Annotated in this window: 21 protein-coding genes; 8 read left to right on the forward strand and 13 right to left on the reverse strand. The window is 65.5% G+C overall.

Annotation, left to right across the window (positions count from 1 at the left end; translation table 11 throughout):
• The first annotated feature begins 92 nt into the window (after positions 1-92).
• Positions 93-545: a DUF6326 family protein gene (locus V6M87_RS09830; RefSeq protein WP_332876434.1), complete on the forward strand. Its 453-nt coding sequence runs from the start codon at positions 93-95 to the stop codon at positions 543-545.
• A 109-nt stretch (positions 546-654) separates the two neighbouring features.
• Here the strand turns inward: V6M87_RS09830 and V6M87_RS09835 are convergent, their stop codons facing one another.
• A complete protein-coding gene (locus tag V6M87_RS09835) occupies positions 655-4,428 on the reverse strand; it encodes an ATP-binding protein (protein WP_332876435.1) in 3,774 nt (1,257 codons plus the stop codon).
• Positions 4,429-4,689: 261 nt separating this feature from the next.
• Between V6M87_RS09835 and V6M87_RS09840 the strand changes: the two genes are divergently transcribed.
• A complete protein-coding gene (locus V6M87_RS09840) occupies positions 4,690-6,540 on the forward strand; it encodes a sensor histidine kinase (RefSeq protein WP_332876436.1) in 1,851 nt (616 codons plus the stop codon).
• 11 nt (positions 6,541-6,551) lie between these two features.
• On the opposite strand, the gene V6M87_RS09845 is transcribed toward V6M87_RS09840, so the two are convergent.
• Entirely contained in the window at positions 6,552-7,346 is a 795-nt protein-coding gene (locus V6M87_RS09845) for a 3-hydroxybutyrate dehydrogenase (protein WP_332876437.1), read from the reverse strand.
• Complete coding sequence (locus tag V6M87_RS09850) at positions 7,343-8,539, reverse strand: patatin-like phospholipase family protein (RefSeq protein ID WP_332876438.1); 1,197 nt, start codon at positions 8,537-8,539, stop codon at positions 7,343-7,345. The genes V6M87_RS09845 and V6M87_RS09850 overlap by 4 nt, the downstream gene beginning before the upstream one ends.
• Before the next feature lie 173 nt (positions 8,540-8,712).
• On the opposite strand from V6M87_RS09850, the gene V6M87_RS09855 reads away from it, so the two are divergent.
• The 3 genes from V6M87_RS09855 to V6M87_RS09865 all read left to right on the forward strand — a co-directional run bounded on the left by V6M87_RS09855 (position 8,713) and on the right by V6M87_RS09865 (position 11,361).
• Complete coding sequence (locus V6M87_RS09855) at positions 8,713-9,342, forward strand: response regulator (protein WP_332876439.1); 630 nt, start codon at positions 8,713-8,715, stop codon at positions 9,340-9,342.
• An 83-nt stretch (positions 9,343-9,425) separates the two neighbouring features.
• Positions 9,426-11,003 carry an ATP-binding protein gene (locus V6M87_RS09860; RefSeq protein ID WP_332876440.1) on the forward strand — a complete coding sequence of 526 codons (1,578 nt, stop codon included), beginning with the start codon at positions 9,426-9,428 and terminating at the stop codon, positions 11,001-11,003.
• A complete protein-coding gene (locus tag V6M87_RS09865) occupies positions 10,996-11,361 on the forward strand; it encodes a response regulator (protein WP_332876441.1) in 366 nt (121 codons plus the stop codon). The genes V6M87_RS09860 and V6M87_RS09865 overlap by 8 nt, the downstream gene beginning before the upstream one ends.
• A 24-nt stretch (positions 11,362-11,385) precedes the next feature.
• On the opposite strand, the gene V6M87_RS09870 is transcribed toward V6M87_RS09865, so the two are convergent.
• Together V6M87_RS09870 and V6M87_RS09875 are read right to left on the reverse strand one after the other, a co-directional pair.
• Positions 11,386-13,647, reverse strand: coding sequence for an ATP-binding protein (locus V6M87_RS09870; RefSeq protein WP_332876442.1), 2,262 nt, complete (start codon positions 13,645-13,647; stop codon positions 11,386-11,388).
• 174 nt (positions 13,648-13,821) lie between these two features.
• Positions 13,822-14,574 (reverse strand): DeoR/GlpR family DNA-binding transcription regulator, encoded by a 753-nt coding sequence (locus tag V6M87_RS09875; RefSeq protein WP_332876443.1) that lies wholly within the window; start codon positions 14,572-14,574, stop codon positions 13,822-13,824.
• A gap of 83 nt (positions 14,575-14,657) precedes the next feature.
• On the opposite strand from V6M87_RS09875, the gene V6M87_RS09880 reads away from it, so the two are divergent.
• The 3 genes from V6M87_RS09880 (at position 14,658) to V6M87_RS09890 (ending at position 17,486) form a co-directional block, all read left to right on the forward strand.
• A complete protein-coding gene (locus V6M87_RS09880) occupies positions 14,658-15,251 on the forward strand; it encodes an NUDIX domain-containing protein (RefSeq protein ID WP_332876444.1) in 594 nt (197 codons plus the stop codon).
• Between the two features lie 99 nt (positions 15,252-15,350).
• Positions 15,351-17,132: a YbhB/YbcL family Raf kinase inhibitor-like protein gene (locus tag V6M87_RS09885; protein WP_332876445.1), complete on the forward strand. Its 1,782-nt coding sequence runs from the start codon at positions 15,351-15,353 to the stop codon at positions 17,130-17,132.
• A 54-nt stretch (positions 17,133-17,186) separates the two neighbouring features.
• Complete coding sequence (locus V6M87_RS09890) at positions 17,187-17,486, forward strand: antibiotic biosynthesis monooxygenase family protein (protein WP_332876446.1); 300 nt, start codon at positions 17,187-17,189, stop codon at positions 17,484-17,486.
• Positions 17,487-17,489: 3 nt separating this feature from the next.
• On the opposite strand, the gene V6M87_RS09895 is transcribed toward V6M87_RS09890, so the two are convergent.
• Genes V6M87_RS09895 through V6M87_RS09930 form a run of 8 tightly spaced genes read right to left on the reverse strand, consistent with a single transcriptional unit; the run spans position 17,490 to position 25,899 of the window.
• Positions 17,490-18,272, reverse strand: coding sequence for an L-iditol 2-dehydrogenase (locus tag V6M87_RS09895; RefSeq protein WP_332876447.1), 783 nt, complete (start codon positions 18,270-18,272; stop codon positions 17,490-17,492).
• Positions 18,269-19,225 carry a PfkB family carbohydrate kinase gene (locus V6M87_RS09900; protein WP_332876448.1) on the reverse strand — a complete coding sequence of 319 codons (957 nt, stop codon included), beginning with the start codon at positions 19,223-19,225 and terminating at the stop codon, positions 18,269-18,271. The genes V6M87_RS09895 and V6M87_RS09900 overlap by 4 nt, the downstream gene beginning before the upstream one ends.
• Positions 19,226-19,246: 21 nt before the next feature.
• Positions 19,247-20,164 (reverse strand): AraC family transcriptional regulator, encoded by a 918-nt coding sequence (locus V6M87_RS09905; RefSeq protein WP_332876449.1) that lies wholly within the window; start codon positions 20,162-20,164, stop codon positions 19,247-19,249.
• Positions 20,151-21,656, reverse strand: coding sequence for a xylulokinase (gene xylB, locus V6M87_RS09910; RefSeq protein WP_332876450.1), 1,506 nt, complete (start codon positions 21,654-21,656; stop codon positions 20,151-20,153). Before xylB ends, V6M87_RS09905 begins: the two co-directional genes overlap by 14 nt.
• Before the next feature lie 4 nt (positions 21,657-21,660).
• Positions 21,661-23,139 carry a mannitol dehydrogenase family protein gene (locus tag V6M87_RS09915; protein WP_332876451.1) on the reverse strand — a complete coding sequence of 493 codons (1,479 nt, stop codon included), beginning with the start codon at positions 23,137-23,139 and terminating at the stop codon, positions 21,661-21,663.
• Positions 23,136-24,170, reverse strand: coding sequence for an ABC transporter ATP-binding protein (locus V6M87_RS09920; RefSeq protein ID WP_332876452.1), 1,035 nt, complete (start codon positions 24,168-24,170; stop codon positions 23,136-23,138). Before V6M87_RS09920 ends, V6M87_RS09915 begins: the two co-directional genes overlap by 4 nt.
• 28 nt (positions 24,171-24,198) lie before the next feature.
• Positions 24,199-25,017, reverse strand: coding sequence for a carbohydrate ABC transporter permease (locus V6M87_RS09925; RefSeq protein WP_332876453.1), 819 nt, complete (start codon positions 25,015-25,017; stop codon positions 24,199-24,201).
• 9 nt (positions 25,018-25,026) lie between these two features.
• Positions 25,027-25,899, reverse strand: coding sequence for a carbohydrate ABC transporter permease (locus V6M87_RS09930; RefSeq protein ID WP_332876454.1), 873 nt, complete (start codon positions 25,897-25,899; stop codon positions 25,027-25,029).
• Between the last annotated feature and the right edge of the window lie 8 nt (positions 25,900-25,907).

Here is a 25,907-nt window from a genome sequence, read left to right on the forward strand (position 1 = left end):
CGCTAATTTGCCATGCAAGCGTTACGCTAGTACGCTTTGGTGAATTTTGTCAGGAAACAAATAAACCCATCGCGCCACTTACGAGGAGGCTCATGAGTACACCTTCCGGTCCCAATTGGACTCTCGAGAACACGAAAGTCGACGTCAAGATCAAACTCTCAGCGCTGTGGATTGCAACCATGCTTTGCTACATCTACGGCGACTATTTCGAGCTTTACGTGCCCGGTAAACTCCACAGCATGATTGATGGAAAAATGCTGCCTCTTGGTCCAGTAACCCAAGGAATGTTGATTGGAACGTCGACGATGATGGCAACGCAGGCCCTGATGGCTTTTTTCTCGCTGGTCGCACCGCCGGCTCTCAACAGGTGGCTGAACGTGGTGTTTGGTCTTGTATCTGGGCTCATTGTGGCAATGGTCATCACCCAAGGCGGCTGGATGTTTTACAAGTTACTCGGCGTGGTCGAAATCGCTTTGCTCATGACGCTTGTTCGGCTTGCCTGGACCTGGCCCCGTTGCTCGCTATCGCTGGAAACATCTCGATAGAACGGCCCCCTGAGCTGCCGCGCCGCTCACCACCCACGCAATATCTGGCCTGGGTCGATTCCAGCGGATACACATTGGCGTCATCACCGCCAGCCATCGTGCTTGCGAATCAGCCGCGCGCCTGCACCTCGCGCAACAGCGCATCGACACTGTCGAACTGCGCCGGCTTGGTCAGGTGCAGATCGAAGCCCGCGCGCAGCGTGCGCGCGCGGTCTTCCTGCGTGCCCCAGCCGGTCAGCGCCACCAGCGTCGCGCCCGCCATGCCATCGATCTTGCGCAGCGCCACCGCCACATCCAGGCCGCTCATGTCGGGCAGGCCAATGTCGAGGAACACCACCGCCGGCAGGTGCAGCGCGGCGTTGGCCAGCGCCGCGGCGCCGTCATGCGCCAGCACCACCCGGTGACCACTGGCCTGCAGCAGTTCGCCCAGCATGTCGGCCGCGTCGAGATTGTCATCAACCACCAGTACCGCCAGGCCAGCGAAAGTCGGTGGCGCGAGCGCAGCGGCCGCTTCGCCTGGTGCCACGCCGCCTCCGGCGGCCAGCGGCAACCAGACGGTGAAGCAGCTGCCCTGCCCGGAACCGGTGCTGGCAGCAGCCACCACGCCGCCATGCAAGTGCACCAGGCGCTGCACCAGGTGCAGGCCGACGCCCAGGCCGCCCTGCGCCATCGCCGCGCTGTCGTGCACCTGCGTGTACATCTCGAATACCTGCGCCAGCACAGCCGGCGCGATGCCGATCCCGTTATCGACCACGCTGAGCACCACGCCGGCGCTATCCTGGCCCGCCAGCAGGCGCGTTTCCAGCGCAGCGCTGACGGCGATTTGGCCGCACCTGGGCGTGTACTTCGCCGCATTGTTGACCAGGTTACTGAGCACCTGCGCGATGCGGTGGCGGTCGGCGTCGAGCAGCACCGCGTGGTCCGGCAAGCTCACCGTCAACGCATGCGCGCCGGCCTCCACCTGCGGCATGCTGATCTCGAGCGCATCGTGCACCACGTCGGCCAACAGCACCGGCGCGCGTTGCAGCGTGACCTTGCCCTCGGTCAGGCGCGCCACGTCGAGCAGGTCGTCGACCAGGTGTGCCATGTGGCTCACCTGGCGCTGCATCATGGCGTGGATGGTGCGGTTATCCGCCCCGTCCGGGCGCATGCGCATCAGTTCCAGACCGGTGCGAATTGGTGCGAGCGGATTGCGCAATTCATGCGCCAGCGTGATCAAAAACTCGCTTTGCAGGCGGTTCTTTTCCAGCAGCGCGCGCGCCACCTGTTCGAACCGGTCCTGCAGCAAGGCCCGTTCGTGCACGTCGATGACAGTGCCAACATAACCGTCCGGCATGCCTTGCGCGTCCGTGTGCGGGTGGCCGGCATCGATCACCCAGCGGTACGCGCCATCGCGCCCGCGCAGCCGGTAGTCGAGGGAAAACGGGCGGCGCGCCGTGTACGCGGCCTGGAACTGCGCGCCGGTCTGTTCGAGGTCGTCCGGGTGGATGTTGTCCAGCCAGCCCAGGCCAAGGTCCTGCTCCGGCGTGCGCCCGGTGTAGTCGTACCAGCGCGCGCTCACGTAGGTGGTCATGCCGCTCTGGTCGGCCCGCCACAGCATCACTGGCGCAGCGTCGACCAGCGCACGGAAGGTGCTCTCGCGCTGGCGCGCGCCGGCGCGCGCGACCTGGTGCCTGACCCGCGCCAGCAGTTCGGCGGCGGCAAACGGTTTCACCAGGTAATCGTCGGCGCCCGCCTGCAAGCCTTCGATGCGCGCTTCTTCGCCGGCCCGTGCCGACAGCAGGATCACCGGCAGGTCGTGCAGCGCGGGATTGGCGCGCACTTTGGCCAGCAGGCCGAAGCCATCCAGGCGCGGCATCATGACGTCCGACAGCAGCAGGTCGGGCGGGTCGGCCAGTGCCATGGCGAATGCCGCTTCGCCGTCGGCGCAGCCCTGCACCGTGTAGTGCGCAGACAGCAAGGCCTGCACGTACGCGCGCATGTCGTTGTTGTCGTCGGCTACCAGGATGCGGGCCCGCGCCGGTGCCAGCACGTCCGGCTGCGCCACAGGCACCGGTGCATCGGGCAGCCAGCGCAGCGCTTCTTCGACAAACGCAGCGCCGGTGCGCTGCTCCGCATCGGGCAGCGCCTGCGCGCCGATCCGGTCCGGCGCCAGGTGTGCGTGGCCAAACGGCAGCTCGACCACGAAGCAGCTGCCCTCGCCCAGCGTGCTGGTTACGGCAATGCGGCCGCCATGGAGTTGCGCCAGTTCCTGGATCAGGGCCAGGCCGATACCGGTGCCTTCATAGGTGCGGCCCGGCGCACCTTCGATGCGGTGGAAGCGCTCGAACACCCGTCCCAGTTCCGCTTCCGGGATGCCGGCACCGGTGTCGATCACCGACAGGCGCACGCCTTGCCCATGGCGGCGCAGGCGCAGCGTGACGCTGCCTTCGAGCGTGAATTTGAAGGCGTTCGAGAGCAGATTGAAAACGATTTTTTCCCACATGTCGCGGTCGACATACACCGGCTGGCCGGGGTCGTCGATCTCCACGCGGTACGTCAGTCCGCCCTTGACCATGGCCGATTCGAACACGCTGGCCAGCTCGCCGGTGAGCGCCGCCAGGTCGAGCGGGACGTAGCGCGCCTGCACCCGACCGGCCTCGATGCGCGAAAAATCGAGCAGCGAATTGACCAGTTTCAGCAGGCGCAGCGCGTTGCGCCGGGTCAGTTCCAGGCGCTGGCGCTGGACCGCCGGCAGGTCGGCGCTCGCATCGGCCAGGGCATCTTCGAGCGGACCGAGGATCAGCGTCAGCGGCGTGCGAAATTCATGCGAGACGTTCGAAAAGAACGCGGTCTTGGCGCGGTCGATCTTTTCCAGCGCGGCGGCGCGGCGCTGTTCCTGCTCCCACGCCAGCACATTGCCCACCGCCGTATCGACGACCGCATTGAGGCGTTCGTAAAAGCCGCGATAGTCATGGTCGAGCGGCCGATGCGAACTCACGCCGGCCACGACGAAACCGAATACAGCCTGCTGGCCCGGCAGTGAAACCGGCAGCACCATGGCGCTGTCGGGCGAGATCTCGTACGGGCCGCATGGCGCGCCAGCGAACCACGGCGCGATGCCGTCGATCTGCTGCATGGTGCGCAGGCGCGCCGCTTGCGCGAAGGGCCAGGGCGACGCCGCCAGCGTGGTACGCGCCGGCGCCAGCGCGGGGTGGGCGGACAAGCCCGCACTGCCGAGCAGGCCCAGCTCGTCGCTTTCTTCGAGCTGGTAGAACAGCAAAAACGGCAGGTCGGGCGCGAGCTGCGCCGACTGCGCGGCAATCTGGGCGCCGATCGCGGCGGTGCTGCGCGCGCCGACCAGGCTGCTGGTCAGGTCGCGCAGGCTTTGCGTGCGGCGTGCGCCCAACACCTGCGCGGTCGACTCGGTGATGGGGTGGAAAATCCCGCCCACGCCACCCGACTCGTCGCGGATCGGCGAGAACGAGAACGTCATGAACGCTTCTTCGAGGTAGCCGTATCGGTCCAGGATCATGCGCTGGTTGTGGATGTAGGCGCCCTGCCCGCGGCTGGCCGAGTCGAACGCATCGCCGACCACCGGCAGCGCCGTGGCCCAGCACACCTTGAATGGCTCGCCCATCGACGATGGGTGCTTGGCGCCGCAAATCGGCCGGTAGGCATCGTTGTAGAGCTGGATGTGCTCGGGCCCCCACGCCACCAGAATCGGGAACGTCGACGACAGGCACAGGCTGACCGATGTACGCAGGCTTTGTGGCCACAGCGCCAGCGGGCCCAACGGCGTGGCCGACCAGTCCATCGCCCGGATCAGCGCGCCCATCTCGCCGCCGCCATCCAGCCAGCTGAGGTCGTCGAGGTTCGGCTGCGGGAGGGTGGACAGGGACATGGTCACGGAAGACTGGGGGAATCCCCGTATTGTAACATTCGTGGCAACGGTAAATCCGCTCGCCATATGGACCGTCAGTGCGGTTTCCACGCAACAAATATTTAACAAATCGAGAAGAAAGCAGGCGTCCTGACGACATTACGTTCAATTGCACAGCGGAATTAGACGTTTTTTTTTCGCTTCTCTATATACTTCGTTTAGCACGACAGCAAACGTTTGCACGAGCGGCAACCGACATTGAACATCCTGGATGGACTGCGCATGGCGCCAACGATTTCATCGCAAACCGACGCAACCGACGCAACCGACACCCTGCCGCTGACAGCGCTGGCGGGGGCGCTCGACACGTCGGAAGCGGCGATCGCCATCCTGGCCATGCCACAACGCCAGTTCGTGTTTGCCAATGCCGCTTACCATGCGCTTGGCGCGGGCGCCGTGTTCAGCTGCGCCGCGATCGACGCGGCGGTGGCCGAATCGCTGCATTCCGGCCGCACCGCCCGGATCGGCCGTTTCGGCGCGGCGCTGACCGGCGACCCGGAGGCAATCTGGGAAGGCGAAGTTTCCCGGGCCGGGATGGATGCGGGCGGCCGCGCCTTGCTGTTGCTGTGCATCCGGAATGTGTCGCACACGGTGCGCGCGGAACGGGCGCTTGCCCTGTCCGAAGAATCGCTGCGCCGCACCAACAGCAAACTGCGCGATACGCTCGACAGCATCACCGATGGCGTGCTCGTCATGGACCACGACTGGCGCTACACCTTTGTCAGCGCGCGTGCCGCCGCCATCATGGGCATCCCGGCCGAAAAACTCATCGGCGGCATCGTCTGGGAGCTGTTTCCGGCAGCCGCCGGCAGCCAGTTATTCCACGGCTACCACCAGGCCGTCGCGACCGACATGCCGGTGCATTTCGAGGAACACTACCCGGCGCCGCTGAACATGTGGCTCGCGTGCGACTGCTACCCCACCCTGGACGGCCTGACGGTGTACTTCCGCAATGTGTCGGCGCGGCGCGCGGCGGAACAGGCCTTGCGCGAACACATGGCCATTTTGCGCGCCATCAGCGACACCTCCGACGACGTCATGTTCGCCAAGGACCGCCAGGGCCGGCTGCGCTTTGCCAACCCGGCCACGCTGGCTCTGATCGGGCGCCCCCTGGCTGACGTGATCGGCAAGACCGATGCCGAATTGCTGAGCGACCCGGCAGTGGCCGCCGCGGTGATGCAGAACGACCGCGCCGTCATGGAAGCCGGCCAGTCGGCCGAATACGAGGAGCGCGTGCCGATGCCGGATGGCACCCACAAAGTCTGGCTATCGCGCAAAATCCCCTACCTCGACGAACAGGGCGCCGTGATCGGCCTGCTGGGTGTGGCGCGCGAAATTACCGAGCGGGCGCAGAAAGAGCAGGAGCTGGAAACGGCCAGCACCCGCAAGGACGAATTTCTGGCGATGCTGGCGCACGAATTGCGCAACCCGCTCTCGCCCATCATGAACGGCGCCCATATGCTCGACAAGGTCGCCGGCGACGAAGCGAAGGTGCGCAACATCAGCCGCATCATCACGCGCCAGGCCGGCCACATGGTCGCGCTGGTCGACGACTTGCTGGACGTATCGCGCCTGCAGCGCGGCCTGGTCACCCTGCACAAGGCCAGCGTCGACATCAACGCCGTGCTGGGTGAGGCGCTCGAACAGGTGCGCGCCCTGATCGACGCGCGCCACCACACGCTGCTGCTGCAAGCGGCGCCGCAGCCGGCGCTGGTATTCGGCGACCGTACCCGGCTGATCCAGGCAGTGGCCAATCTGCTTGGCAATGCCGCCAGGTTCACCCCCGAGGGCGGACAGCTGGTTGTGCGCGCCAGCTTCGCCGGCGCCGGCATGCTGCAAGTGGAGGTGCAGGACAATGGCGTGGGCATCGACGCCGCCCTGCTGCCGCAAGTGTTCGGCCTGTTCACCCAGGGCGAGCGCGGTCTCGACCGCACCATCGGCGGGCTGGGACTCGGCCTGCCGCTGGTGAAATCGATCGTCACCCTGCACGGCGGCAGTGTCAGCGCGCGCAGTGCCGGCAGCGGCCAGGGCAGCACGTTCACGGTGCTGCTGCCGCTCGAAGAACCAAGCTGAACGGACCTTAGTTATTGCATGAACCAGCCGTGGCTGACGACGATCGACTGCCCGGTCAGCGCATTGGTCGGGAAGCTGGCCAAAAACAGGGCGGTCTGGGCGACATCGTTGACCGTGGTGAATTCGCCGTCCACCGTGTCCTTGAGCATGACCTTGCTGACCACGTCGGCCTCGCTGATGCCGAGCGCGGCCGACTGTTCGGGAATCTGCTTTTCCACCAGCGCGGTGCGCACGAAGCCGGGGCAAATCACATTCGCCCGCACGCCGTGCGCTGCGCCCTCTTTCGCCACCACCTTGCACAGGCCGATCAGGCCGTGCTTCGCCGCCACGTACGGGGCCTTGAGCTTCGACGCTTCCTTCGAATGCACCGAGCCCATGTAGATGACGCTGCCGCCGCGCTGTTGCGCATACATGAGTTTCAGGCAAGCGCGGGTGGTGAGGAAGGCGCCGTCGAGGTGAATGGCGAGCATTTTTTTCCAGTCGCTAAAACTGAAATCGTCGACCGGGCCGACGATCTGGATGCCCGCGTTCGACACCAGCACGTCGATGCCGCCCATGCGCGCGGCTGCCGCGGCGATGCCGGCATCGACCTGCTCTTCGCTGGTCACGTCCATGGCGACGGCGAGCGCGCGCGCGCCGGTCGGATCAAATTCGCTGGCCACCGCCTGAGCTGCCGCCAGGTTCAGGTCGGCGATCACGACCCTGGCGCCATTGTCGAAGAATACTTTGGCGATTTCCTTGCCGATGCCGTTGGCCGCACCGGTTACCAGTGCCACTTTGTCTTGCATGCCGTTCGCTACATTCATGATGGTCTCTTATGCGTTTTGTGAGTGAAATCGTAGACCGCCGGACTGTCGGCCAGCGGTGGCGGGGTCAGCACTTCCGGATGCGCCAGCGTGACGCCCGCATCGCGGTAGCCGGCACGCCAGTGGTCCTCCATGGTGCGCCGTGAAAATTCGTAATCCTTCGATTGCCCTTCGTACGTGGGCGAGTGGTACACCAGCTGCACGATATTGTAGACCGCCTGGTCGGATGCCTGCGCCAGCATGCGCGCCTGCGGCGACGCGGCCAGTTCGCGCGGCATCTGGGCCAGCAATTCATTGAACGCCGTGCGCAACTTTTCCGTGCGCCGGAAATTGTCGGTCGCGGCACGCGTGCGGCTGGAATACTGCACTTCCTTCATGCGCACGGCCACCGCCGCCAGGTCGGCCGGCAGCACGCCATCGGCGGCCCACAGGTCCACCTGCAGCACCAGTGTATCAAGGCCCGAGCGGCTCGACAGGACCCAGTCGAGCGGCGTGTTCGACACCATGCCACCGTCCCAGTACGCTTCACCGTCGATCTCGACCGCATTGAACGCCGGCGGCAGCGCACCGCTGGCCAGGATGTGTTCAAGCCGGATGGTGTCGGTGGCGTTGTCGAAGTAGGCAAAATTACCCGTGCGCACATTCACGGCGCCGACCGAAAAGCGCATCTGTTTCCGGTTGATCAGGTCGAAGTCGACCAGCCGCGCGAGCGTAGCGCGCAGCGGTGCGGTATCGTAATAGCTTGGCGCGCTGCTGTGAATGCCCGGCAGCCAGACCGGCGGCATGCGCGGGGTAAAAAACCCCGGTACCCCGTTGGCCAGCACGGCGCTGGCGTGGGCCTGGTTGACGAAGGTGCGCGCCTGGTCCGGCAAGGGCACCTGGTCCCACCATGCGCTGATGCCGAAGTCGCTGGTCTGGCTGACGCCTTCCCAGAAGCTGCGCAGCCGCTCCACTCGCCGTTCCGGTGGATTGCCGGCAATGAGCGCGCAGTTGATGGCGCCGATCGAAATCCCGCTCACCCAGGTCGGTTCGATACCGGCCTCGTGCAGCCGCGCATAGACGCCGGCCTGGTAGGCGCCGAGCGCGCCGCCCCCTTGCAGCAGCAGCGCGATCGATTCGAACTGTGTGGCGCACGGCCGCGCGCTTTCGGGCGCCGCCCGGGCGCGCCGACCTGCACTGCCAGAGTCGTCCATGGCGCGTTCTTTCACTGTTATTTGGTCAACTCATTCAATCCACATCAACTTAAATGATGCTGAAGTGTGCAGGGAATGTTCAAAAATTGTGTCGTTCACAAAATATATTCAGTAAATTCAGTAAATTCGGCACTTATTTTCACGGAGCAACCAAACAGGGCTATAATCGATCCATGGAAAACGTCACGCCAACTGTCCCCGACGCCGGTTACGATGCCGCGCAATTCTGCTCCACTAAGGAGGCAGCACGTTTGCTAGGCGTGTCGCACCGAACCGTGCAGCTATGGGTCGAAAACGGCAGCCTGCAGGCATGGAAAACCGCCGGTGGGCACCGCCGCATCACGATGGAGTCGATCAACAAGCGCGTTGGCGCGCGCCAGAAGGCCATCAGCCCGCCGCAGGCATCGGTGGCGCTGCAACCGGCGCCGAAAAAGCTGCTGATGGTCGACGATGACCGCACCCTGCTGCGCCTGTACGAACTCGAGATGGCCGGCTGGGACACGCCGCTGACGGTCATGAAAGCCTACGACGGCTTCGAGGCGCTGATCCGCATCGGCGAGCAGCGCCCCGACGTCCTGATTAGCGACTTGAGCATGCCGGGCATGGACGGGTTCCGCATGATCCGCACGCTGCGTGAAAACCCCCATTATGCCGGCATGGCGATCATCGTCATCAGCGGCCTCGAAAAATCCACCATGCAGGCGATGGGCCTGCCGGGCGATATTCCCGTGTTTCCCAAGCCAGTACCGTTTGCCCAGTTGCGCTCGGCTGTCGAACAGGCCCTGGCCGTCGAGGCCGGGTAATATCAGGCAAGCCTGGCTGGTCAGGCGCTTCGAGCCGGCTCGCGCAATGTTCCGGCGTTTTTCAAACCTGTACGGACCGTGTCATGCTTGAAGCCTCCCTGCCTCCGGATGAAGAACAGCGGCTCGCCGTGCTGTTCAACCTGAATATCCTCGACACGCCGCCGGAACAGCGGTTCGACCGCATCACCCGCATGGCTGCGCGCCTGTTCAATGTGCCGATCGCCCTGGTCACCCTGATCGACGGCGAACGCCAGTGGTTCAAATCGCGCGTCGGGATGGCGTTGTCCGAAACGCCGCGCCGGATTGCCTTTTGTGCGCATACCCTGCTGCAGGACGGTGTGATGGTCGTCGAAGACGCCGCGGACGATGCGCGCTTCAGCGACAATCCGCTGGTGCAGGAGCAACCGAACGTGCGCTTTTACGCCGGCCACGCCTTCGCCGCGCCGGACGGCAGCAAGCTCGGTACGCTGTGCCTGATCGACCGCGCGCCGCGCGATTTCAGCGACGACGAACGCACCACCCTGCGCGACCTGGCCTGCATGGTGGCCCACGAAGTGGCCGCTTCCGAGCTGCAACGCCATTTGCGCGAGCAGCGCGCCAACGAAGCCTGGCTGCGCAGCCTGCTGGACAATGCGCCGGACGGCGTCATGATGCTTGACCAGGACGGGGTGATCCTGTCGCTCAATCCGGCCGCCGAAGCACTGTTTGGCGCCACCAGCGCGCAGTTGCAGGGGCGCCGCGCGCGCAGCCTGCTGGTTGAAACCATCGACGGTATCCGCGACGCCCTCGCCGCCGGCCAGACGGTGACCATCGAAAGCACTGGCCGCGCCCCGGACGGTTCCACCTTCCCGATCGAGTTCTCGGTGCGCGCGATGCGTCTCGACGGCAAGCTGCGCTACGCCGCCATTGTGCGCGACGTCGGGCAGCGGCGCGCCGCGGAAGACGCCTTGCGCGCGCGCGAGGCGCGCCGCAACCAATACCTGGCCACGGCAACCCACGAGCTGCGCACGCCGATGGCCAGCGTCCTCGGCTTTTCCGAATTGCTGATGAAGCGCGAATTCGACCAGGCCACCGGGCAGGAACTGATCGGCATCATCCACGACCAGGCCAGCGTGCTGATCGCGGTCACCAACCAGCTGCTCGACCTGGCCCGCATCGAATCGGGCGGCAAGGCCGGGCTGCGCATCGGAATCCACCAGGTCGCCGCCCTGGTCGGGCAAGTGCTGGACCTGCCGGCCCTGCAGGGCAACCGCGCGCGCGTAACGGTCGACATCGACAGCAGCGTGCCACCACTGGCGGTCGACCCGCAGCGCTTCCAGCTGGCACTGGCCAACCTGCTGAGCAACGCGCTCGCCTATTCGGATGCCGGCACCCAAGTCGTCGTCAACGCCGTCCCGGTCATCTACCGCGGCATGCCTGGCGTGCAGATCCGCGTGAGCGACCAGGGCATCGGCATGAGCACGGAACAGCTGGTGCGCATGTACGACCCGTTTTATCGCGCCAAGGCCAAGCCGGAGGTGGTGGGCAGCGGCCTGGGCATGGCGATTTTCCGCGAGATCGCCGAGCTGCACAACGCTGCGGTCGAAGTCGACAGTGCCCCCGGCTGCGGGACGGTCATCACGATGACGCTGCCGGCCGCACAGGAGGTTGGCGATGCGTGAGTCGATTCTGGTGGTCGACGACCAGCGCGAGCTGCGCCTGCTGGTGCGTATCACCTTGCAGCCGCTGGGGAACATCGCCACGGCCGAGACGGCAGAACAGGCGCTGGCACACATCCGCGAGGTGCCGACGCGGCTGGTGGTGCTCGATGTGTGGCTCGGCGCCGGTCAGAGCGGCCTGGAATTTTGCCGTGCGCTGAAAAACGATCCGGCGACCGCCAACATCAAGGTGATCCTGCTGTCGGCCAACGGCAACGACCACGACATCGATGCCGGCATGGCGGCCGGCGCCGATGCGTACATCGTCAAACCGTACAGCCCGCGCGATTTACTGGTGAAGGCGACGCAGCTGCTGGATTGATCCGGCGCGCTTTGCCTGTTGGCATTAAATGGTGGTCAGCGTAATTTTGAACACGCTGCCCCCGCCGGGCGCATCGAAAATTGCCAGTTCGCCGCCGTGTTCCTCCACGATCCGCTTGCTGATGGACAGGCCCAGCCCGGTACCATGGCGCTGCGCCCGGCCCTGGCTATTGGTCAACTGCATGAACGGTTCGAATACATGTTCGCGCTGGGCGACGGGAATACCGGGCCCCTGGTCGCTGACACACATGCCCACTTTACCGTTTTCCGGCGCCAGTTTCAGCGTGACCACGCCATTCGCCGGTGAAAACTTAATGGCATTCGACAGCAGATTGGTCATGACCTGCATCATGCGGTCGTAGTCGACGTTCGCGGCCAATGCCGGATCGCGGCCCGCATCGACCACGATCTGCGCGCGGCCCGCGGTGGCCGCGCCGCGCATGCTGCGCGCCGCTTCTTCCAGCAGCGGCAGCAGCGGCTGCAGCACAGGCCGGATGTGCATCATGCCAGCGTCCATTTTTTGCAGGTCGAGCACATCGTTCACCAGGCGCGTCAGGCGCCGACAGTTGCTGCTGGAAATGGCCACCAACTCATGCATATCGGGAGGCAATTCTCCCAGCACGCCCTCCTCCAGCAATTCCAGCGAGGCATGCATCGACGTCAGCGGCGTGCGCAGTTCGTGCGAGACGATACTGACGAAGTCGCTCCTGAGCTGTTCCACTTTTTTGCGTTCGGTAATATCGCGCAGGAAGATGGAGAAGCACATATCGCCGTCGGTACCCGTGACGCAGGTGGTCATTTCGACGGCGATCAGGTTGCCGTTGCGGTCAGCCACAACGCGCTCGCGATGGCGCTCCAGCGCGCCCTGGTAGCCTGCGGCGACGAAGTCGCTGACCACGTCGGCCGACGCGGGCCGGAACTGTTCGGCCAGGAACAGCTCGCCCAGCGTGCGCCCCAGCGCCTGCGCGCGCGTCCAGCCCAGCAAGGCTTCGGCCTGCGAATTCCAGTCCATGATGCGCCCGTCCGGGCCGACGCCGATGAACGCATCCTGCGACGCTTCGATAATGGCGCGGATCCGTGCTTCGCTGGCCTGCACGGCGCCGAACGCCTCGGTCAGCTCGTGCGTGCGGCCCGCCACGCGTTGTTCCAGCGTGCCGTTCAGGTGTTCCAGCTGCTGGCGCCGGCCGGCGAGGTTGGCGACCAGGACGTTGAGGGTATCGGACAAGGTCAGGATTTCGCTGTAGCTGGTGCGCTCCAGCGCAATCTCCAGCAGGTCGCCGTCCTGCATCTTCGCAGCCGACGCCGCCAGATCCTTAAGCGGGCGGGTAATCGCACGCGCCACGACCCAGCCAAACAGTGAAAACAGCGCGCCGAGGACCAGGCCGCTGCCGATGATGTAGTGGCGCAGTGCGGTCACGGGGGCATAGGCCTGGTCGACCCGCTGGCGCACCAGCACGATCCAGCCCAGCCCGGGATAATCCTTGATCAGCACACCGGTCTGACTGAACCCCACCACGTATTGCACGCCATCCGGCCAGGTTTCCAGGGCATAGCCCGTGCGTTCCCGCCCGGCCCGTTGAAAACTGCCGGTGGACAAGGTTTTGCGGGCCAGCGCCGGCGGCCCGAGGAAGACTTCGCCGGCGGCGCTGAGAATCACCGTTTCCAGCGACGGCAGGCTGCTGGAACCGACCACCGAGCGCTCGACGTCGGCGGCCCAGCGCCACGACAGATGCGCAGCCAGCACGCCTTGCACCTTGCCGTCCGCATTCGCGTATGGGAAGGCAACATCAACGAACCGGCGCAACTCGCCCGGCTGGCCCGGCAACAGTTTGGTCAGCAGCAACGCTTCATGGACATCGCCGACGTAGCCGCCGCGCATCCCCTGCCTGAACCAGGGACGCGCCGACACGTCTGCGCCTTCGAGCAAGCCGGAACCGGACACCAGGACTTTGCCATCCAGGTCGGTCATCCCGATCCAGTCGTAGAATCGGTAACTGTTCTGGACGCGCGCCAGCAGCCTGGCGTGCGCCGCATTGCCCATCGCTGCACCGGCGTACGCGATCTGGCTGGAAATGAGCGCCACCTCGCGGTAGCGTTCAAACATACCGCGGTCGAGTTTGTCGGAAGTTTGCAACGCCAGGCTGGCCAGATCATTGCCGATTTCGCGCTTCACTTGCCCGATCACCTTCTCTTCGATGATCAATACCAGCACCCCCGTCAGCAAGACGGAGGTCAGGGTAAAGGCCAGCGCAAGATAAGCACCAAGTGGGCGGGCGTGAAATTTCATGTGGAAGTTCGCTAGAGTATTACAGCCCGAATATTGCAAAAGATAGCATAGAGAACTGTACAAAAGCGAAATAAATATGTGAATTACCCGAACAGCATAATGTCAAGCATATATTATCAAAAACACCACACTTCGCGCGCTTTCAGGCCCGTGCCAATCGAAACGGAAACGGTTTCATGCCAAATAAATGGTGATGCCCCGTTCTCGATAAGGGGCCAGCAAGGCAGGGTCGGCGCTGGCAGGCGCGACGATGCCGTCGATCTGGTCCAGGCCCACCACCTGGAACGGTGCGGCCGTGGCCAGCTTTTCGGACGAGGCCAGCACGATGGTTTCGGCGGCCGCCTGGCACAGGGCCCGCTTGACGCAGGCTTCCTCGAAATCGCCGGTGGACAAGCCGGACGGGTGCAAGCTGCAGACACCCATGAAATACAGGTCGGCGCGCAGGCGCCCGATCGCCTCCACGGTGGCCGCGCCGAGCGCCACCATCGAGTGGCGCATCAGCCGCCCACCCAGCAGAATCACGTCGATGTGTTCGAATGGCAACAGCTCGCAGGCGATCACCGGGCTGTGCGTGACAATGGTCGCACGCAAGGCAGGGTCGAACTGGCGCACCAGTTGCACGGCCGTGGTGCCGCCATCGACAAACACCACTTGTCCCGGCTGAACCAGGCGGGCGGCGGCGCGGCCGATGGCGTGCTTGTCGTCTTGCGCGATGGCGCCGCGGGCGGCCAGGTTGGCGCTCGCCGGCGAGGCCGGCAGCGCGCCGCCGTGCACCCGCTGCAACAAGCCTTCGCGCGCCATGTCGCGCAAATCGCGCCGGATCGTGTCTTCCGACACGTCCAGTTCGCGCGACAAGGGTCTGGCCAGAAGGCGCCCTTCTGCGCGCAGTTTATCGATGAGAAAACGGCGCCGTTGCGCTGTAAGCATGCTGTGTACCCTCCAAGAATAGTGCTTGACCTTGCACGATCATGCACGATATTGTCGATTTATTCAAATAATAGGGAGATATCATGCAATATGGCGCAGTGACAATCGTTGACGAACACCTGTTATCGGATAACTGGTATGTCCTGAAAAAGATCACGTTCGCACGCACCCGGCGCGACGGCAGTCAGGAGCGCCAGACACGCGAAGTGTATGACCGCGGCAATGGCGCCACGATCCTGCTCTACAACGATGCCCGCCAGACCGTGGTGCTGACCCGTCAATTCCGCCTCCCGGCGTTCATGAACGGCCACAGCGGTTACCTGATCGAGACGGCCGCCGGCCTGCTTGACGGCGCCGCTCCGGAACAACGCATCCGCCTCGAAGCGGAAGAAGAAACGGGCTACCGCATCGGCGCCGTCGAGCCAGTCTTCGAGGCGTTCATGAGCCCGGGATCGGTCACCGAACGCCTGCACTTCTTTATCGCGCCGTATGCCGCGCCGGACCGCGTCGGCGCGGGCGGCGGCCTGGCCGAGGAAGGAGAAGACATCGAAGTGCTGGAGTTGGGCTACGACGAAGCATTTGCCATGGTCGCCAGCGGCGCCATCGCCGACGGCAAGACCATCATGCTGCTGCAGCACCTGCAACTGCGCAGCCTGCGCACAGAACGGCGCGTCTGACAAACAGACAGTGTTTGCAGCACTCGGTTCGTTGCCTCACAGAGGAAGCCATGACGTCCTGCCAACATGATACCAACTATCACTTTGACTGGAACCACCATGAACCACTGTCTCGCCGCCAGCCTGCTCTGTATCGCCAGCGCCGCCGCCCATGCCCAGCAGGGCGACGGCACCCAAGTTTCGATGAGCACCAATATCTTCAAGCCGGCCAAGGTCGACGCCACCGCGGCGCGCATCGCGGCCATCAAGGCGCCGGCGGGCTTTTCCGTCACTGCCTTTGCCACCGGCCTGAAAAACGCCCGCATCCTGGCGGTCGCCCCGAACGGTGACGTCTACCTGAGCCGGCGCGACCAGGGCGATGTGCTGCTGCTGCGCGACAGCAACGGCGACGGCCGCGCCGACGGCGCCCCGATCACGGTGGCCAGCCGCGCCGGGGCCCATGGTCTGGCCATCCGCGACAACAAGCTGTACCTGGTCACCGTCAAGGAACTGTTCGTCGCCGACATCCAGTCCGACGGCCGCCTGGGCGAACTGAGCATGCTGATCGGTGACCTGCCCGACTCCGGCCAGCATCCGAACCGTACCATTGCGTTCGGCCCGGACGGCATGCTGTACCTGAGCGTGGGCAGCACCTGTAACGTATGCAACGAGAGCAATCCGGAAAACGCCACCATCCTGCGCATCACGCCGGACGGCAAGGAGCGCACGATTTTTGCCAGCGGCCTGCGCAACACGATCGGCTTCGGCTGGCAGCCGCAGACGGGCGAACTGTGGGGCTTTGACCACGGCATCGACTTCCTCGGCGACACCCAGCAGCAGGAAGAGATCAACAAGATCGAACTGGGCAACATGTATGGCTGGCCGCACGTCTACGGGGCCGGCGAGATTTACCCGCAAAGTACGCCGGTGGGCGAGATCACCAAGGCGCAGTGGAAGGCGCGCAGCACGCCGATGGTGGTGGGATGGAACGCCCACGCGGCACCGATGCAGATGGTCTTTTATACAGGCAGCGGCTTTCCTGCCGAATACCGGGGCGACGCCTTCGTCACCATGCGCGGCTCGTGGAACCGGGTCAAGCCGTCCGGCTACGAAATCGTTCGGGTGCGCTTCACGAATGGCCAGGCGACGGCGGTCGAGCCGTTTGTCACAGGCTTTCTGACCGATGGCGGCAAGACCCACATCGCCCGTCCGGTTGGCCTGGCGCTGGCCAGGGATGGCGCCCTCTTGATGGCGGACGATGCCAACGGCGTGATCTACCGGGTCGCCTACAACGGCTCTGCAGCCAGGCCGGCGCAGGCGATGCCCGCGGCACCGGCCGGGCCCATGGAACAGCAGGCGGCGCGCGGCACGCGCGTGCCGCTGGCCATGGCACGGCCTGAAACGCAAGCCCAGGGCAAACTCGCGGTCACGTCATCGGCCTTCAGCAACAACGGCAACCTGGCAGCGAAATTTTCCGAATATGCCGACGGTGTCTCGCCGCCGCTAGCATGGGCAGCGGTGCCGAACGCGAAATCGTACGCGCTGATAATGGAAGATCCCGACGCCAAACCGGCGCTGCCGTTCGTGCACTGGGTCGCGTGGAATATCCCGCCCGAGGTCACGCGCCTGCCGGAGGGGGTGCAGGAACAACCACGCCTGACCGAACCCGAGGGCGTCCTGCAAGGCCGCAACACGCGCGGCTCGACCGGCTGGTATGGCCCGCGTCCGCCGGTGGGTGAAGCGGCGCACCGCTACCACTTCCAGGTGTTCGCACTCGACACCAAACTGGACCTGCCGTTCGGCGCCGATCGTGACCAGGTGCTGGCGGCGATGCAGGGCCACGTGCTGGCCAAGGGTGAAATCGTCGGCAAATACATGCAGGCGCAGAAGCCGCCGAAGTGACGCGCGCGGCGCGGCGGTGCTAAGCTTGAGGCCCATTTAAAACAAGGACGCCTCATGGTCACCGAACTCGCCGCCATCCAGATCAAACCCGGCTCCGATGCAGCATTTCTCGCCGCCGTCCAGCAAGCCGTGCCGCTGTTCCAGCGCGCGCACGGCTGCAGCGCGATGCGCCTCGAAAAGAGTGTTGAGGACGCCGACAGCTATCTGCTGATCGTCGACTGGGCCACGCTGGACGACCATAACATCACGTTTCGGGAAAGCTCCGACTTCCAGACCTGGCGCGCGCTGGTGGGCGGCTTCTTTGCCGAAGCGCCGACCGTGCGGCACATCGCACCGGCGCTCACCGGGTTTTAACGCTTAGCTCATCACGCTGCCGCCATCGACATTCAGGGTCTGGGCCGTGATGTAGCGCGCCTCGTCGCTGGCCAGAAATACCGCAGCGCCAGTCAGGTCCGCGGGCAGGCCCATCCTGCCGAGCGGCACGGCCAGCCCGACTGCGCGTTTCTTTTCCCCGGGCTGCAAGTTTTCGTAGCGGGCGAACAGGGCATCGACGTGCGCCCACATGGGCGTGTCGACGACCCCCGGCGCAATCGCGTTGACACGGATGCCGTGCGGCGCCATGGCCAGCGCGGCCGACTGGGTGTAGCTGATCACGGCGGCCTTGCTGGCGCAGTAGTGCGACACCAGCGCTTCGCCGCGGCGACCGGCCTGCGACGCGAGGTTGATGATGGCGCCGCTGCGGCCAGCATCGACCATGCTTTGCAGGACTTGCTGCATCACCAGGAACATGCCCTTCACGTTGACATCGAAAATACGCTGGTACATCTCGAGGGTCGATTCGAGCAGCGGCGCCATGTCGAACACGGCGGCGTTGTTAAACAGGATGTCGATCGGGCCGAAGCGGCGCTGCGCTGCCGCCAGCAGCTCGCGCACCGAGGCCGCATCGGTGACGTCGGCGCGCACATACTGCAACTGCACCGGATGGCGCGCCATCAGCGCGGCCACCGGCGCCGGCGGCTGCGGCGCCAGGTCGGCCACGGTGCAGGCAGCGCCCTCTTCCAGATAGGCTGCGGCCACAGCCAGACCAATGCCGCCGCCGGTGCCGGTCAGCAAGGCGTGGCGCGACGTCAGACGGTTCATGCGGCTGCTCCGGTGGTCGTCAAAAAATCTTCCACTTCTTCGCGCAGGGGCGGGTTGCAGCCCTTGCGCATGACGTCGATGCTGGCCGTGGCAAGCGCGTAGCGCAGCGCCCTTGTCAGGGTGCCGGGGTCGAGCCCGGGCAGCGCATCGAGCGTCAGCGCGCCGGCCTGGTGCAGGCTGGCTACCAGGCCCGCCTGAAAACAGTCGCCCGCCCCGACCGTGTCGACCACGCTGACGCCCGGCGGCACCGGCAGCGCCACCTGGCCGCTGCGCGCCAGCAGCACGGCGCCCTGCCCGCCCAGCGTCAGCGCCACCAGCTGCGCTGCGCTGCCATCGAACAGGGTACGCGCGGCCACCACCGGATCGGCATCCTGCAAGCCCAGGTACAGCAAATCTTCCTCGCTGACCTTGATCAGGTGCGCCAGCGCCAGCGCGCGCCGCACGCCGGCGGCGTACAGCGCCAGGTCCGGCACCGCCAGCGGCCGTAAATTGGCATCGATCGAGATCAGCGCGCCGGCCGCGGCCGCGGCGGCGGCGACACCGAGCGTGACATCGAGGTCGGCCGGCACCAGGGCCAGCCCGCCCGTATGAAACAGGGTGATGGCCGGCGGCAGCGTCGCCACCGCTTGCGCCAGCGTGATATCGCGGTCGGCCACGAGGGCGCGGTGAAAGGCATACGACGGCACCCCGTGCGCGTCGAGCGTCACCACCGCCAGCGCCGTGGGCAGAAGACTGCGCTGCGGCGCGGCCAGCACCACACCGGCCGCGCCCAGCTGGTCCACGAAGCGCGCGCCGAAGCTGTCGTTCGAGAGCGGATTGAGGTAGGCCGCAGGCAGTCCCTGGCGCGCGACGGCCAGCGTGAAATTGCAAACTGAACCGCCCAGGATGGCCGCAAAGCTGCCGTCAAGCTGCTCGATCAGGTCCACCAGGGCCTCGCCGTAAGTCACTACCATACTCGTTTCTCCTGTCCTGCCTCAGGCGCCGAACCGGCCCGATGCCTGCTGGCGGAACTGCTTTGGCGTCATGCCCTTGAAGGCAAGGAAGCGCCGGTTGAAATTGGCGACGTTGTTGAACCCGGCGTCGTAACAGATATTGGTGACATAGCGCTCGGTCTCCATCAGCAGCTGGCAGGCGCGGTTGATACGCAGCCGGTTGACGAAATCGGTGAAGCTGTTGCCGGTGGCGCTGCGAAAGAAGCGCGTGAACATGCGCTCGGACATGCCCAGGTGGTGCGCCAGGTCCTGCATCGAAAACTGGCTACTCAGGTTTTGCACAATAAAATCGACGGCGTCGTTGATGCGCGCCAGCGCGGCATCGTCGTCGGAGGCCTGCATCGGCACGGTCGAGAGCAGCTGGTAGTCGCCGCTGGCGGCCAATTCTCCCATCAGGGACAGGAATTCGATGAAGCGCGGCAGGCCGGCGCTGTCGCGGATGCGCGCGAAGCGCTCGCGCGCCGCGTCGCTGAAATTGAAAAACTCGATGCCGTAGCGGGCCCGTGCCAGCAGCGGCATGACAGCCTTCATTTCGGGTATGGCCGCGGCCATTTGCTCGAGCGGCGCGTGGTTGAACTGAATTACCATGTCGCGCAGCTTGATGCCGTCCGGCGGCGTATCGAGCGAGACCCAGTTGTGCGGCACGCGCGGCCCGGTCAGCACCAGGTGGCCGGGGCCGAACTGGCCGATGTAGTCGCCCACGAACACCTTGCCGCTGCTCGCGCAAATGAGGTGCAGCTCGTATTCGGCGTGGTAGTGCCAGCGCACCAGCGCGCTGGGCACGCCATGCTCGAGGTAGCGGATGAAGCCATAACGCCCGTCCGGCTCGAAGCCGTGGCGCGGGTCGCGCAGACAGGCGTGTTCCATTTCCAGCCCGCGCAGTTGCTTATTGATCGGCATGGTGTGCGTCCTCCTCGAACAAGGGTTGCAATTGTCGATACAGCGCGCGAAAGCGCGCGTGCCGGGGCAACAGCGCGGCGCGCCAGGCCGCCTCGGGCGCAATGCGCTGTAGGGCCGCCGGCACCACGCACACCTGCGCCACCGTCAGGGCCGGATTGGCCGCCAGCAGCGCCAGCCGCGCCGCCCCCAGTGCGGCGCCCACGTGGGCGCTGCCGCTGATGGTGAGCGGCAGGCCGAGTACGCTGGCCAGCAGCCGCGCCCAGTAAGCGCTCTGGCTGCCGCCCCCGACCAGCGCCGCGCTGTCGACCCGGCCGCCCGCCGCCTGCAAGGCCAGCAGGCAGTCGAGCAGGCCGAAGGCCACGCCTTCGAGCACCGCGTAGCCCAACAAGGCACGGTCGGTATCGTGGCGCAGGCCGAACCATACGCCGCTGGCGTGCGGGTCGTTGTGCGGCGTGCGTTCGCCCGACAGATAGGGCAGGAACAGCGGCGCCGTCGCGCGCGCGGCCGGGTCCAGGCGCGCGACTTCGTCCAGCAGCGCCGCCTCGTCGGCCGCGCCGGTCACCTGCGCTGCCCAGCGCAGGCAACTGGCGGCTGACAGCATCACGCCCATCTGGTGCCACTGGCCCGGCAGCGCATGGCAAAACGTGTGCACGCCCTGGGCCGGATTGGGCTGGTACGCGGCGCTGGCCGCGAACAGCACGCCCGACGTGCCCAGCGACAGGAAGGCCGACCCCGGCGTCACCACGCCCATGCCCACCGCGCTGGCGGCATTGTCGCCGGCGCCGCCGGCCACCAGCACCGGTCGCGTGATGCCCCATGCGCGCGCCAGTTCCGGGCGCAGCATGCCGCCCGGCTGCGTGCCCTCGACCAGGCGCGGCACCTGGTCGCGCGTGATGCCGCAGGCGCTCAGCATGACGTCAGACCAGTCGCGTCGCGCGACGTCGAGCCACAGCGTGCCGGATGCGTCGGACATGTCGGTAATGAAGTCGCCGGTGAGCAGGTAGCGCAGGTAATCCTTGGGCAGCAGCACCATCGCCGTGCGCCGGAACAGCGCGGGTTCATGCTGCGCCACCCACAGCAGTTTGGGCGCGGTGAAACCGGGCATGGCCAGGTTGCCCGTGATCTCGCGCAGCTGCGGCACGCGCCGTTCCAGCTCGACGCATTCGGCGCCGGCGCGGGTATCGTTCCACAGAATGGCCGGGCGCAGCACGCCGCCGCCGGCGTCCAGCAAGGTCAAACCATGCATCTGGCCGGACAGGCCGATGCCGTGCAAGGCCGCCAGCGCCTGCGGGTGCGCGCGCGCAAGGGTGTCCATGCAGGCGCGCGTGGCCTGCCACCAGGCTGCCGGATCCTGCTCGGACCAGTGTTCGTGCGGGCGACTCACGACCAGCGGCGCATGCGCCGTGGCCACGACCTGCTGCGCTGCATCCATCAACAGCAACTTCACTTCCGAGGTGCCGAGGTCGATGCCGAGATAGGTGGCGGCGTCCATCCCGCTACGCCGCACCGGCCAGCACGTGCGCAAGCGCGGCGCGCGCACCATCGCGGTAGAGCCGTGCCAGGTGATCGGCCACCACCGCCACGAAACGCGGCTGGTCCGGCAGTTCGCCGAAGAATTCGCGCAAGGACAGCAGTTCGGCGGGGTCGGCGCCGCCGCGCAGCGCATGCTCGCGCAGCCGGTCCGCGTACGGGTCGTTGAGCGGCATGGCCGCGCCATCGTCGGCGCGCCCTTCCAGGTAGCGCAACCAGCAGGCCACCGTAAACCCCAGCATGGCGATCGGGCCGTTGGCATCGAGCTGTTCGCGGATCGACGGCAGCACAAACTTGGGGATGCGCGCCGAGCCTTCGGTGCCGATGCGCGCCAGCTGGTCGCGGATGGCCGGATTGGCAAAGCGTTCGACCAGGGTTTGTTTATAGACGTCCAGGTCGATCCCTGCCACGCTTGGCAACAGCGGGGTCACCTCGACGTCCATCATGCTGATGAACAGCTGGCGGATCGCCGCATCCTGCATGGCTTCATGGGCGTACTGGTAACCGAGCAGCATGCCCAGGTAGCAGATCGCCTGGTGGCCGGCGTTGAGCAGGCGCAGCTTCATTTTTTCGTAGGGCAGCACGTCGCCGGTGATCTGCGCGCCGACCTGCTCCCAGGCCGGCCGGCCGAGCGGAAAATGGTCCTCGATCACCCACTGCATGAACGGCTCCGTCACCACCGGCCAGGCATCCTGCAAGCCGAACTGATCGCGCAACAAGGCCCGGTGGGCATCGGTGGTGGCCGGCGTGATGCGGTCGACCATATTGTTCGGGAAGGCGCCGTGCCGGGCCAGCCAGGCCGCGAGTAGCGGGTCGCGCAGCTGCAGGAACGCCAGCAGCATCGCGCGCGCGACGTCGCCATTGTGCTGCAGGTTGTCGCACGAGAGCACCGTGAACGGCGCCAGCCCACGCGCGTGCCGCCGCGCCAGCGCTTCGGCCAGGTAGCCAAACGCGCCGCGCGGTGCGTGCGGGTGGGCCAGGTCGTACACGATGTCGGGGTGGGCTGCGTCGAATTCGCCGCTGCCCTGGTTGACGTAATAGCCGCCTTCGGTGATGGTCAGCGAGACGATGCGCGTGCCTGGGTCGGCCATCCGTTCCAGCACCGCCTCGGGGTCATCGGGCGCGAACAGGAAGGCCAGTACGGACCCGATCACCCGCGGCGCGTCGCCCTGGGCGCTGCGTTCGATGACGGTGTACAGGCAATCCTGGGACTGCATCGCGTCGCGCATCGCCGCGTCCAACGGCAGCAGGCCCACGCCGACGTAGCCCCACGCCTCGTTACCGCTCTGGTGCAGCAGCCGGTCGAGGTAGACCGCCTGGTGGGCGCGAAAAAAACCGCCCACGCCGATGTGCACGATGCTGTGCGCCACCTTGGCGCGCTCGTAGGCCGGACCGGGGACGCCCGCTGGCAGGCTGGCCAATGCCGCCTGGTTCAGGGCGATCATGCTGATGCTCCCGCTGCTTCGGCATTGCCGGCCTGGTCGAAATGGTGCACCGAGTCCGGGTCGAACGTCACCCAGGTGCGGTCACCCGGATGCAGCTGGGTGCGTTCGCTGCCGCGCGAGACGATCTGTACATCGTTTTCCAGGCGTGCGTAAATCAGGGTTTCGACGCCGAGCGACTCGACCATGTCGACCGTGGCCGGCAGGCCCGCCTGCGCGTGGCCGTTCAGGTGCACGTGTTCGGGGCGGATGCCGACAAAGCCGGCATCGCCCGAACCATTGGCCAGGGCCGGCAGCGCCTTGGCCGCCACCACGTTCATGCTGGGCGTGCCGATGAACTGCGCAACAAACCGGTTGGCCGGGTGATCATACAGCTCGAGGGGCGTGCCGTGCTGTTCGACGCGGCCGTCGCGCAGCACCACCACGCGGTCGGCCAGTGTCATCGCCTCGACCTGATCGTGGGTGACGTAGATGGTGGTGGCGCCCAGCTCGCGGTGCAGGCGGGCGATCTCGATGCGGGTCTGCACGCGCAGCGCGGCGTCCAGGTTCGACAGCGGTTCATCGAACAGGAATACCTTGGGTGCGCGCACGATGGCGCGCCCGATCGCCACGCGCTGGCGCTGCCCGCCCGACAACTCGCGCGGCGTGCGCGCCAGGTACGGCCCCAGGTCGAGGATAGCCGCGGCCTTCTCGACCTTGGCGCGGATGGTGGCATGCTCGACGCCGGCCAGTTTCAGGGCGAACGACATGTTCTCGAACACCGTCATGTGCGGGTACAGCGCATACGACTGGAACACCATGGCCAGGTCGCGCTGGGACGACGCCAGGTGCGTGATGTCGCGCCCATCTAACTGCAGGCTGCCCTTGTCGATGGTTTCCAGGCCCGCGATCAGGCGCAGCAGGGTCGATTTGCCGCAGCCGGACGGGCCGACGAAGACGACGAACTCGCCCTTCTCGATGGCCAGGTCGATGCCTTTGATGGCATGGTGATCGCCAAAATATTTTTCGATATTGCTCAGTTGAAGATAAGCCATGCGGACATCCTGTTATTTAACTATTTCTTTATTTGACTGCACCGAACGTCATGCCCTGCACCAGTTGCTTCTGGCAGAACCAGCCAAGCGCCATGATCGGCGCGATGGCCATCAATGACGCGGCCGACAGCTTGGCCCAGAACAGGCCTTCGGGACTGGAATAGGAGGCGATCAGCCAGGCCAGCGTGCCGGCATTGGATGCACCCAGGTTGAGCGACCAGAACGATTCGTTCCAGGCCCACACCATGCTCACCAGCGCCGTCGAGGCGATGCCGCCCACGGCCAGCGGCAGCACGATGTAGCGAAACTCGTGCGCCGTGGTGGCGCCATCCATGCGCGCCGCTTCGAGAATCTCGCGCGGCAGCTCGCGCAGGCTGGTGTAGAGCAACCAGATCATGATGGGCAGGTTCATCAGCATGAACATCAGCGTCAGCCCGATCCGGCTGTCGAGCAGGCCGAAGTACTGGTAGCAGATGTAGATGGGCATGAGCGCGCCCACACCCGGCATGTAGCGCGAGCTGAGAATGAATTTCAGCAGGCCGACCGTCCCGCGCGCTGGAAAGAAGGCCATCGAGTAGGCGGCCGGCAAGGCGATGGCCAGCCCGATCGCCGTCGACAGCACGCTGGTGAGCAGCGAATTGAGCGCATAGCCGGTGTAATGGTCACGCGCCATGACCTCGCGAAAGCTTTGCAGCGTTGGCGAAAAGAAAAACAGCGGCGGCGTGGAAATGGCCTGCGCCTCGGTTTTAAACGCCATCAAACCGAGCCAGAAGATCGGGAAGAACAGCAGCAGCGCGAAGAACCAGGCGCTGGCGGTACGGACGTGCAGGACAGTGCTTTTTTGCATGAAGGTCACCTATTTCACGAGATTCTTGCCGATGAAGCGCATCAGGAAGAATGCGGCGATATTGGCGATCAGTACGGCAAACAGCGCCCCGGCCGAGGCCGCGCCGATGTCGTAAGCCTGCAGCGCCTGCTGGTAAATCATGAACGTGATGGTGGTCGTCTCGAAGCCCGGCCCGCCGCCGGTGGTGGTGAAGATCTCGGCGAAGATCGACAACAGGAAAATCATTTCGATCATCAGGACCACGGCCACCGCACGCCACAGGTGCGGGATGTACAGGTAGCGCAGCTTTTGCAGGTAATTCGCGCCATCCATGCCGGCCGCCTCGAGCTGCTCCTGGTCCATCGACTGCAGCGCCGTCATGAAGATCAGGCAGGCGAACGGCAGCCACTGCCAGGACACCATCATGATGATCGAGAACAGCGGGAACTGCGAGAGCCAGTCGACCGGGGTCAGGCCCAGCCACCGGCTGACCTGGGCGAACATGCCGTAGATCGGGTTGAGCAGCATGTTCTTCCACATCAGCGCGTTCACGGCCGGCATCACCAGGAAGGGCGAGACCAGCAGCACCCGCACCACGGTGCGCCCGGGAAAGGCGTCGTTGATCAGCAAGGCCAGGGCCGCGCCGCACACCACCGTGATCAGCATCACTGAAAACATCAGCACGAAGGTATTCTGCAGCGCCGGCAGAAACGCGCCGTCGGTGAAGAAGAAGTGAAAATTCGCCGGCCCGTGAAACGGGTGGTCACCCGGGTCCATCAGGCTGAATTTGACGAAGGCGTAGTACAGCGTGATCAGCAGCGGGACGACGGAGATCACGGCGATCGACAGCACCGCAGGGCTCAGCAGCATGCGGGGCATGGCGCGGTTGATGGCGCGGTTCATGGCGGCTC

Source organism: Massilia sp. S19_KUP03_FR1, from assembly GCF_036688685.1.
Classification (GTDB): domain Bacteria; phylum Pseudomonadota; class Gammaproteobacteria; order Burkholderiales; family Burkholderiaceae_D; genus JALYUM01.